7 protein-coding genes are annotated in these 11,575 nt (G+C 36.8%); 2 read left to right on the forward strand and 5 right to left on the reverse strand.

What is annotated here, in order from left to right:
- Positions 1 to 4: 4 nt before the first annotated feature.
- Positions 5 to 1,144, reverse strand: a complete 1,140-nt coding sequence (locus V6R96_RS19830) for an acyl-CoA dehydrogenase (RefSeq protein WP_062652654.1) — start codon at positions 1,142 to 1,144, stop codon at positions 5 to 7.
- 220 nt (positions 1,145 to 1,364) lie between these two features.
- Between V6R96_RS19830 and V6R96_RS19835 the strand changes: the two genes are divergently transcribed.
- Positions 1,365 to 3,143, forward strand: coding sequence for a long-chain fatty acid--CoA ligase (locus V6R96_RS19835; protein ID WP_111960941.1), 1,779 nt, complete (start codon positions 1,365 to 1,367; stop codon positions 3,141 to 3,143).
- Positions 3,144 to 3,301: 158 nt separating this feature from the next.
- On the opposite strand, the gene V6R96_RS19840 is transcribed toward V6R96_RS19835, so the two are convergent.
- Complete coding sequence (locus V6R96_RS19840; RefSeq protein ID WP_111960940.1) at positions 3,302 to 4,078, reverse strand: zinc ribbon domain-containing protein; 777 nt, start codon at positions 4,076 to 4,078, stop codon at positions 3,302 to 3,304.
- Positions 4,079 to 4,080: 2 nt separating this feature from the next.
- Positions 4,081 to 5,178 (reverse strand): Nif3-like dinuclear metal center hexameric protein, encoded by a 1,098-nt coding sequence (locus tag V6R96_RS19845; protein ID WP_111960939.1) that lies wholly within the window; start codon positions 5,176 to 5,178, stop codon positions 4,081 to 4,083.
- A 62-nt stretch (positions 5,179 to 5,240) separates the two neighbouring features.
- Between V6R96_RS19845 and V6R96_RS19850 the strand changes: the two genes are divergently transcribed.
- Positions 5,241 to 6,068 carry an ion transporter gene (locus V6R96_RS19850; protein WP_111960938.1) on the forward strand — a complete coding sequence of 276 codons (828 nt, stop codon included), beginning with the start codon at positions 5,241 to 5,243 and terminating at the stop codon, positions 6,066 to 6,068.
- A gap of 260 nt (positions 6,069 to 6,328) precedes the next feature.
- On the opposite strand, the gene V6R96_RS19855 is transcribed toward V6R96_RS19850, so the two are convergent.
- Together V6R96_RS19855 and V6R96_RS19860 are read right to left on the reverse strand one after the other, a co-directional pair.
- The gene (locus V6R96_RS19855) at positions 6,329 to 7,921 is read right to left on the reverse strand and encodes a GEVED domain-containing protein (RefSeq protein WP_336380005.1); all 1,593 of its coding nucleotides are present in this window, start codon (positions 7,919 to 7,921) and stop codon (positions 6,329 to 6,331) included.
- 234 nt (positions 7,922 to 8,155) lie between these two features.
- Positions 8,156 to 11,254 (reverse strand): T9SS type A sorting domain-containing protein, encoded by a 3,099-nt coding sequence (locus V6R96_RS19860; protein WP_336380006.1) that lies wholly within the window; start codon positions 11,252 to 11,254, stop codon positions 8,156 to 8,158.
- Positions 11,255 to 11,575 lie beyond the last annotated feature (321 nt).

The following is an 11,575-nucleotide window of genomic DNA, read 5'->3' on the forward strand; positions in this document are numbered from 1 at the left end:
TAATTTATTTGGCGATGCTTCTGGAAATCACAATTTTCTGAATCTCCGAAGTACCTTCGTAGATCTGCGTGATCTTCGCATCTCTCATCATTCTTTCTACGTGGTATTCTTTCACATATCCGTATCCTCCGTGGATCTGTACTGCCTCAATGGTAGTATCCATTGCCACCTGGGAAGCGTATAATTTTGCCATTGCACCGCTTTCAGAGATATCTTTACCGGCATCTTTCTCACATGCGGCTTTGAAACATAACATTCTTGCTGCAGTAATCTGGGTAGCCATATCTGCTAATTTAAATGCAATTGCCTGGTGATTAATGATTTCAGTTTTGAAAGCTTTTCTTGTTTTGGCATATTTTAAAGCCAGTTCATAAGCTCCTGAAGCAATACCCAATGCCTGAGAAGCAATACCGATTCTTCCTCCGTTCAATACTGCCATAGCAAAATTGAATCCGAATCCGTCTTCCCCGATTCTGTTTTCCTTAGGTACTTTTACGTTATTGAAGATCAAAGAGTGCGTATCACTTCCTCTGATTCCCAGTTTATCTTCCTTCACACCAACTTCAAAACCTTCCCATCCTCTTTCAACGATGAAAGCGTTAATTCCTTTATGTTTTTTCTCAGGATCTGTCTGTGCGATAACAATATAGTAAGAAGCCGTACCACCGTTCGTGATCCAGTTCTTAATACCATTTAAAAGATAATAATCTCCCTTATCTTCTGCGGTTGTTTTTTGGGAAGTAGCATCAGAACCTGCTTCAGGCTCAGATAATGCAAAAGCGCCAATTACTTTTCCACTGGCAAGAGGAGTAAGATATTTCACTTTCTGTTCTTCGGAAGCAAATTTTTCAAGACCTGCACATACCAGAGAGTTATTTACGGACATTACCACAGCTGCAGAAGCATCTATTTTTGCGATCTCCTCCATTGCCAAAACGTAAGAAACGCTATCCATCCCTGCTCCTCCGTACTTAGGATCTACCATCATTCCCAAAAGCCCCATTTCACCCATTTTCTTTACTTGCTCTGTAGGAAATTTCTGATCGCGGTCTCTTTCTATAACTTCAGGTAATAGTTCATTTTGTGCAAAATCTCTTGCAGCCTGCTGAATCATCAGCTGTTCTTCCGATAAATTAAAGTCCATAAAAAATAATAATTAGTAGCCGTAAATTTACACTTTTTAACCAAATCTGAAAATAGAATTGGAAGTAAGGGATAGACTCCTTTAAATTTCCGCAGAATAATTGGTAAAAGCCCCTAATATTATGGCAGGCATTCAATTAATTGTCAATTGATGATTTCTGATTACTACAGTTAAAAAAAATGCTTATATTTAAAATTCTTTAAAAATTGCTTAAAAAATCATGACAATCAAAAGATTATTCGATATTCCACATTATGCTTTGGAGAAATTTCCTAAAGCAGATATGTTTGTGACCAAATATCAGGGTGAATGGAAAAAAACCTCAACGTTAGAATTTATCAATCAGGGAAATAAAATATCCAGGGGGCTTTTGAAGCTGGGTATAAAACCTGGTGACAAGATTGCTCTGATCACCACCAATTCCCGTACGGAATGGGCAGTTATGGATTTTGGACTATCTCAAATCGGTGTGGTTTCCGTTCCGGTTTATCCGAGTATTTCTGCTGAAGATTATGAGTTCATATTTAATAATGCTGAAATACAGTATTGTTTTGTATCTGATAAAGAATTGCTTAATAAAGTAATGAAGGTGAAACATAATATCCCTTCACTACAGGGGATTTTCACTTTTGATACGATAAGCGGGGCAGCCAACTGGAGAGAAATTCTGGATCTTGGTGAGGACGATTCTACCCAGATTGAGGTGGAGGATCTTTCCAATGCCATCAATTCTGAGGATCTGGCTACCATTATTTACACTTCAGGCACTACAGGAAGACCGAAAGGAGTAATGCTGACCCATCATAATATTGTTTCTAACGTTTTAGGCTCTGTTCCTAGAATTCCTAAGAAAAAAAGCCTGGATTACAAGGATACGAGGGTGCTGAGCTTCCTTCCTATATGCCATATTTTTGAAAGGATGCTTTTTTATCTTTTCCAGTATAATGGTTTTTCGGTTTATTTCGCTGAAAGCATTGATAAAATGGGAGAAAATGTAAAAGAAGTAAAACCGCATTATATGAGTGTGGTACCCAGGCTGGTGGAAAAGGTATATGATAAAATTTACAACACAGGTTCTTCAGCCGGCGGGCTAAAATCAAAGATATTCTTCTGGGCTTTGAATCTGATCAGCAAGAAAAAAGAAATCTCCAAACCTTCAGGATTGCAGGGAATTATTGCAGATAAGCTGGTATTTTCTAAATGGAGAGAAGGTCTGGGTGGAGAAATCATTACTTTAGTTTCCGGTTCTGCAGCTTTATCGACAAGATTAAACCTGATGTTTCAGAATGCCGGTATTCCTATTTTAGAAGGATATGGCTTAACCGAAACTTCGCCGGTTATTTCTGTAAACAGTTTTGATAAAATGAAGATCGGTACCGTGGGCAGACCATTGGACAACCTTCAGGTAAAAATCCAGGAAGATGGTGAAATTACAGTAAAAGGACCTTCTGTCTTTAAAGGCTATTTTAAAGCTGAAACTATGACAAAAGAAGCTTTTACTGAAGACGGATTTTTCAAAACAGGAGATATTGGACATATCGACAGTGAAGGATTCCTGCAGATCACTGACCGTAAAAAAGAGATGTTTAAAACTTCAGGCGGAAAATACATTGCCCCTCAGACGATTGAAAACCAGGCAAAAGCTTCAAAATTCATTGAACAGATCATGGTAGTAGGAGACGGCGAAAAAATGCCGTGTGCTTTGGTACAGCCTGATTTTGAGTTTGCTAAAAGCTGGGCAATGAGAAATAATCTGAATATAGGCTCTACCCCTGCAGAAATTGCAAAAAGCCCTGAATTAAAGGAAAGAATTGAAAAGGAGATGGAAAATATCAATGAGCATCTCGGAAACTGGGAAAAGATCAAAAAAATCGAACTGACCCCTGAGATATGGGCCATTGATACAGGACTGCTTACTCCTACCTTAAAGCTTAAAAGAAAAGCAATAAAAGAGAAATTCATAGATCTGTATAATAAAATGTACGAGCATCAAGAGTAAAAATACAATAAGCTGTTTCAGAAATGAAGCAGCTTTTTTAATATCCTTATATTGTGACAGGGCTAAAGCATTCCACCCTTTGAATTTCCAGTTATGTATATGTTAAACAAAAAATGTGCTTCATTTCTGAAGCACATTTTTATTATTTTGAATTGTAATTAGAATTTAATTACAGATTTCATTCTTTCGTTTTCTTCCATTACCAATTCGTCATCTACAAGGATTTTTCCAGAATGCTCATCAATAATGATTTTCTTTCTCTGAGCAATTTCCATCTGCTTCTGAGGAGGAATGGTGAAGAACGACCCTTTTGGTGCTCCTCTTTCTAATCCTACAACAGCCAGTCCGTTGATAGAGCTCTTCCTGATTCTGTTATACGAAGAAAGTAATCTTTCGTCAATCTTACCTGCATACTCTTTAGACTGCTCTATTAAGTATTCTTCTTCTTTCTGAGTTTCAGACACAAGATCATCCAATTCTTCCTTTTTGAATTTCAAATGGTTTTTCAGATCTTTGATTTTCTCGTTAAGTTCGCTTAAAGTTTCATTTTTGTGAGCAATTTTAACTCCGAATTCTTTAATTCTTTTTTCAGCAAGCTGAATTTCAAGATCCTGGAATTCCATTTCTTTTCCTAATGCTTCAAACTCTTTATTGTTTCTTACATTATCCTGCTGAGATTTGTACTTTTCAATTAAAGTTTTTGCATGGTTAATTACTTCATGCTTTGTTTTGATCTGATCTTCCTGATCTTTGATATCTGCATGAAATTTTTCAGCTCTTTTTTCAAGTCCTTCGATCTCAATTTCAAGATCTTCAACTTCAATTGGCAATTCTCCTCTAGTATTTCGGATTTCATCCAATCTTGAATCAATGATCTGCAAATCGTATAAAGCTCTTAATTTTTCTTCAACTGAAATATCGTTGGTTTTTGCCATATTTAAATGAAATAATTTACTGGGTTGGTTTTTTCAATAGATTTTGAAATTGCAAATGTACTAAATTTTTGTGACAAAATTTCAAATAATTGTTGAGTTACAAATTGTTCGGATTCATAATGGCCTATGTCACAGATCAACATTTTGGATTCTGCCTGGAAATAATCATGGTATTTGATATCTCCTGTAAGATAAGCGTCGCATTTTTGCGATAAAGCAGCCTTTATTCCGCTGGCTCCGGACCCACCGAGAACGCCTACTCTTCTGATTTTTTTATGGATAAAATTGGAATGTTTAATGACTTCGAGTTCAAATTTTTCTTTTACCATTCTTAAAAAGTCCTGTTCATCCATTTCTTCGGCAAGTTCCCCATACATTCCCAAGCCTGAATGGTGATTCTCATTATCCAGCTGATATACCTGATAGGCTACTTCTTCATAGGGATGCACAGCCTTCATTGCTGAAATGATCTTTCCTTTTTTATAATCTTCAAAAATAACGGAAATCATATCTTCATCAGCATTTTCACGGATATTCTGCTGTCCGGAAAACGGATTTGAGCCTTCAACAGGCCTGAATGTTCCGTTTCCATTAAGAGTAAAGCTGCATTCGTCGTAAAAACCTATATTTCCTGCTCCTGCAGTGAATAGCGCTTCTTTCACTTTTTCCGAATGATCTTTCGGAACAAATACGCTCAGCTGTTTTAAATTATTTTTCTTAGGCTGAAGAATCCTGAGATCTTTTAATCCCAATTGACTGCAGATCTTATGGTTGACCCCAAAGAAATCATTATCAAATGCAGTGTGAATGGCATAAATGGCAATTTTATTTTCAATTGCTTTCAATACAGCTCTTTCCACATAATTTTTCCCTGTCAGAGATTTTAATCCGGAAAAAATAATAGGATGAAAACATACAATCAGATTACAGTTTTTCTGGATAGCCTCCTCTACAACATTTTCCAAAGCATCGTGGCACACCAGAATTCCGCTGACATTTCGGTCCGGGACACCACACAGCAATCCTACATTGTCAAAATCTTCTGCCTGCTGCAGGGGAATACGGTTTTCTATTTTTGAAATTACTTCGCTTATTGTCATTTTATTCTGTATGTTTGCTACGAAAATAACGATAATTTGTTAATTTTAAAAAATAGTAAAAAATGGAAAGAGAACATAATCTTGTTCCCGAAGACAAACTTTGGAAAAGATTTCTTTACAGGGTTATCTACCGTGCTGATACCAAACTAGGCAAATTATTCGACATCACTCTATTATCCCTTATCCTGATAAGCACTGCCATTATTATGATGGAGAGTGTTCCTCAGCTTGACAAAAGATTTCACTACACCTTTCTGATCCTGGAATGGATTATTTCTATTTTTTTCACAATTGAATACTGGATGCGCATCAGCGTTGTGAAGAATAAAAAAAATTATATTTTCAGCTTTTTCGGAATCATAGATTTTCTTGCACTGGTTCCTTTTTACCTTAGCTTTTTCTTTCCTGTTACCAAGTATTTCTTAATCTTCAGGATGCTGAGGATGCTGAGAATTTTCAGGATCTTCAATCTTCTGGATTTTATGAACGATGGTTACCTTATCGTTCGTGCCTTAAAGAACAGTTCCAGAAAGATCTATATTTTCCTTTTGTTCCTGATTATTTTTTCAGTGATCGTAGGTTCGCTTATGTTTATGGTGGAGGGCGGAAGACCCGGCTTTGAAACGATTCCACAATCTATTTACTGGGCAGTGGTTACGGTAACTACCGTTGGTTATGGAGATGTCTCTCCTATCACTCCGATGGGTAAATTTTTTGCTGTTATTTTAATGCTTGCAGGTTATTCTATTATTGCAGTTCCTACAGGAATTGTAACGGCAGAAATGCGCAACAAAAGACAGAATCTGGAGAAGATCTGCGACCAATGCGGCAATGAAGATATAGATGATGATGCACGGTACTGTAAACAGTGTGGCAAGAAATTAGCTTAGTATTTGGTATTGATATTAATCTGTTAACCAAATACCACAAAAATCATGGAACCACAAAAGAAAAATAAGCCTAACAGCCTGGTCATTATTCTTTTCTCTTTAGTTGTATTAATGATCATTATTTATTTTATACTCGTGATGTTTTTCCCTGCCGTCTTTGAACAAATGAACACAGGAGATATACAACCAGTACCCAATAAGTGACACTAATATAAAAAAGACGGCAATTGCCGTCTTTTTAGTTTAATATGGTTATTTTATTATTTCTTGATCGCTTTGATCATCTGCCTTGAACCGTCTTTCATGTTTAAAGTAATGAAATACAATCCTTGTTTAAGATCCCCTAAATGAAGAGCAGAAGATGGATTTTCAATAGTTTTTAACAATCGTCCGGAAACATCAGATACAGAAACTGATTTTACAAGATCTGCTTTTGAAATATTCAATACATCAGTAAAAGGATTCGGGTATGCTTTAACATCTTCTTTTTCTTTGGAAACCTCGGATGTTGCTAATGTTGCAGTCTCTACTTTAAAATTATCAACAAAGAATTCATAATCTTCAGCATCATTTACAGTACCTTCAGAAGCATAAAATGCAAATACAGTATTGGCTCCCGTATAGGAAGTAAGATCGTAAGAATAAACTGTAGAAGTATTGGATGGTGCATTAGCCGCATTCCATGTCTGCAGAACGGTCCACGTAGTCCCTCCATCATTTGAAACCAAGAACTGAATCACATCATCAGATCCCATAGCCGAAGCAGTGGTATCTAAAAACGCTGTTACCCCATAATCGAATTTTACTCTGTATCCTCCTGCTGAAAGATTGAAAGGTACCGTCTTTAGCCACGCTATGGTTTCGTTGTAATAAAGATTTATTTTAGCAGAATTATTATTATTTCCTTCATTCAGGAAGTCTCCATCAGACCATAATTCATCTGTATCAGTAGATCCTGTAGCCGGGTCTCCACCAGAAGCCTGTTCCCAGCAATTTCCGGGGAATGTTGAAAAATCATTGGTATAAGCAGCAGTAGGAACTATTGCGGCACAATCAGTTGTAAATGACGTACTTAAAGACCATGCGCTTTTATCGGAAGTGCTGCATACAGACCTTACCCATACATAATAAGTAGTGGCAGGAGTTAATGCAGACAAAGGCGCAGATAAAACCGAAGCACCTACACTTCCTGATGCTACAGTAGTGCTCGTTGGAACTGTATTCGTTGAGGAATAATAATATTCATACCCTACTCCTACTGTACTTGTAGAAGCTGCCCATGAAATAACAGCTGAGTTGGCAGTTAGGGTACCCGCAGACAAGTTACCTGGTGCCAGACAGCTCGGTGCAGCTCCAATCACTACAGTATAATCATGTGCTTCTCCGTAACCTAATGTGTTGCATGGTTCCGGTTCATTGTTAAAACGGTCCCCAACTCTCATTCTGTAGGTTCCCGGTGTAACTGTTGCAGGAATAGTTATATTGCTATTGGTAACTGAATTATCATCCGGTCCGGTACTACTTCCTGTTGCTACCAGTTCCGGTGCCGCATCATCAAAGGTTCCGTTATTGTCAAAATCTATCCAGATACGTACATATTGACTGGAATATTCATGAGTAACAGAAAATGCATAACTGAGACCTGCATTCAGGTTAATTGTTTGGGCTGTATAGTCTCCATATGAGCCCTGGGAGCATCCCGTATCAAGATGACTGAATCCCGCCGATGGAATCGTAAAACTGTCGATCATATCCCCTCCACTGCATTCGTTTGGAAATACCGGTGTGCAATAGGTCTGAGCAAAGGCAAATGCACTAATCGTTATTAAATTCACAAGTAAAAGCTTTTTCATGTAATTTTTTTTTATGGTTTAAACAAATCTAATAAAAAAAATACATTAAAACTTTATCAAATAGAAAAAGAGACAGTTAAAAAACCGTCTCTTTGATTATATATTCTCAAGTTTAAATTTCATCAGTAAAAAACTGAAAATGCACTTCTCTATTCTACCATTGAATAAGGGGCTATGGCATTCATAAAAATAGCAGCCTTTCAGCTGCTATTCTATTGAGTATGATCAATAAGACTATTTCTTAATTGCTTTGATCGTTTGTTTTGATCCGTCTTTCATATTTAATGTTACTAAATACATTCCTTGTTTCAGATTTCCTAACTGAAGAGCTGAAGAAGGATTATCAATTGTTTTTACTACTCTTCCAGCAAGATCAACAACTGATACTGATTTCACTTTAGAGATATCAGAAATATTCAAGACATCTGCAAAAGGATTTGGATAAGCTTTGATCTCATTTTTAGCACCTGAAACTTCAGATGTTGACAAAGCACTTGCATCATATGCTGAGATTTGGAATTGTCCATCTGTTGCTGTAGAATATCTCCAAACACTAACATATAATGTAGCACCCGGTGTTTGACCTGTCAATGACAATTTAGAGAAATTCCCATTACCTGTATCATCATCACAAGCAATAGAAGTAGTACTTGTACAATCTGCAAATACAGAAATTACTGTATCAGTTAATGCTGTACCTGTATTGGTGTCTGTTTCAAGAGTAATCTTACCTGAAGCCGGAACCACTACTTTGTACCATACATTCCCTCCCACATTTGTTGGCGTTGTAAGACAGCTAGCCGTTAATGCAGGCGTATTTGTAGAACTAACAGTAGTTCCTACTATAGCATTCTGAGCAAATGCAGTTCCTACTATTAAATCTACTGCAGATGAACAATTATCATTTGCAGGTGGCGGTGGTGGAGTATTTAAACAGATATTAAAGCTATTATTATATCCAGCACCATTGCTGTTATAAACTCTTACATAGTAAGTTTGCCCAACTGTTAATCCAGATACTGTTGTAGTATTTGTTGTTCCACACTTAATGCTCGTTAAAGATCCACAAGAACCACTAAATATTTGAGTATATAAGCTTGTAGATGAAGCAGTTCCTGTTGAAACCACATTAGAAAGAGAAACTGTATGAGCAGCAGATCCTGCTACAAAAGAATACCAAACATCATCATCCGGTGTTCCTGAACAAGTACCTACAGGTACATTTGAATTGGTAGCACCTAAAGTATTTCCTACAGTTGTTGCAGTACAAGTAGTATCAGGGTTTACTGTTAAAGTAACAGCTGTTGCACAGTCATCATTTGCAGGTACCAGAGCAAAGGAAACTGGTCCTACCCAAGCACTTTGATCATTTGCGGAACAACGGGATCTTATCCAAACATAATATGTACTAGCTGTAACAGCATCATTAATTACATAACTTGTTCCTGTAATAGATGTCATATTTGGTGTAGATGCAGCTGTAGGAGCTGTATTTGTAGTACCGTAGTAAATGTCATATCCGTTTCCTGGTGCAGTAGCTGGTGCAGTCCAACCTATCGTAGCTGTTGTAGTTGTAGTTGCCGTAACAACAGGAGTGATAGGAACTAAACATGTAGGAGCCTCTTTTATTTCTACATCATCTAACAATAAGTTATCATAGAAGTATCCGTTACCGGCTACATCTTTATCAACAACGAATCTCACCTGTATAGTAGCTCCGTTATAGGCAGCAGGTAATACAGCACCTTCTGTTCTCCATAAAGTACTGTTGGTAGATGAAGTAAAGATAGTTTCCCATGTTGAACCTGTTACATTTTTAACCTGCACAGTAAGCTTGTTATTATCATAAGCTGGCTGGGTCCCTCCTGCAGAAGCTGCATGATTTTTAAACCATTTAAACTGAACATAAGGTACTGCAAGTCCCGCCAAGTTAATTTGAGGAGATGTTAAAGTAACGTCATGAATTCCAGTGTAAGGAGAAGATGCATCTACAAAAGCAACTGTTCCCGAAGCTCCATTACCTGTAGTACCATAATCCTGAGTACCGGTAAATTGCCATAAAGCGTAACTTGTATTATTTGTACTGGAATTGGACCAGCAGCTAGGTAAAGTCCCTGAATTGAATGACTCTAAGAAAGGAGCTGATAAAGCAGCACAAACAGTTGTAAAATTTCTTTCAGAACATGAAGCTGATGCTGTAGTTCCATCATAAGAATTAACACTGTAATAGTATTTAGTATTGTTTAATAAAGGAGAACTGAACGTATAAGAAGTTACGTTTCCTAGATCTGCATTATTTACAATATCAGTTCCACCGGCAGTGGTCCCTACTCTCAGTTTATATCCTGTAGCTCCTGTTACAGCAGCCCAGGTAATAGTCGGAGTAAGAGATACCCCTGTAGCAGCTGAAGCTGGTGCTGAAACTGTAGGACAAGGGATATTTAACGTTGTGAAAGATCTTTCACTGCATCCTGCAGATGGAATTGCTCCATTATATGCATTTACAGTATAAAAATATTGTTTATTATAATTCAGTGGTGTTGCAGGAGTATAGGTAAGAACATTTCCTAGGTCTGCATTATTCAGTACATCCGTTCCTCCCGCAGTAGTTCCGATAGATAATCTATATCCTGTAGCATTGCTAATTGCTCCCCATGTAATAGCCGGAGTAACAGAAACTCCTGTTGCTGCTGCTGCCGGAGCAGATACACTAGGACATCCTGGAATCGGATTGGGCGTAAGGCCTAAAAGAGTAACATTAGAAAGTGTAGCAGCACGTGATCCCGCAGCAACCGGAGCTGCTGGGTTGAAATCTGTTGTATCATTTCTATAGTACATACTGCTATTGGTTGTACCGGAAGCAGATACGTAGAAATAATCTGAAGAAGTGTTAAAATTCGGAGTATTCTCGTGAACTGCTATAACAAGATTATCTATATTATTATATGCAAATGGAGTTGTAAAAGTAACTTCCACTACTCCTGCATTATTGGTAATAGTACCTGAAAACACCTGAGTCATTGCTGATGTAGCAATCCAGTTTGAAGCTGCAGTACCAGCAAAAGCAGTAAGAGTAGTATGTCCTACAAACACTTCCCACTGATTTGATTTATCAAGATTAGCAGTAGCAGCTAAATAAAATTTCAGACCAGTAATAGAGCCAGGAGCATCCGCATTAATTTTTGTTTTGGATATAATTTGTTGAGTATAATTATATCCCCAATTTGATGCTATAGGATATGTTCCCGTAGTTGTCCCACTGCCCAAAGTAATTTGGGCATTCACAATAGTGGCTATCAGAAAAAATAGGCACGTTAGTAAAAGTTTTTTCATACGTAGTAAAAATAAAATTAGGGGGTAAAAGTAATCAAATATTTCATCTAATATCAAAAATTATCATAAAAAATTAAAGACAAAATCATAAACAAAACACATCATTACTTAAAATCAAATATATATTTAGTTTTAATATTAAATCATCAAATAAAGATAAAAATTTAAACATTTGATTTTCAATTTATTATATTAAAATTAAAATCACTAAAAAGTGGAGTAATTATTTATTTAACATAAAAAATAATTTTATTTTTCACCAATTAACGACTTAATTCTAAATAAAAAAAGCGGCAAAAAATGCCGCTTTTTAATTTTATA

Source organism: Chryseobacterium sp. CCNWLW53, from assembly GCF_037083525.1.
Taxonomy (GTDB): domain Bacteria; phylum Bacteroidota; class Bacteroidia; order Flavobacteriales; family Weeksellaceae; genus Chryseobacterium; species Chryseobacterium lathyri.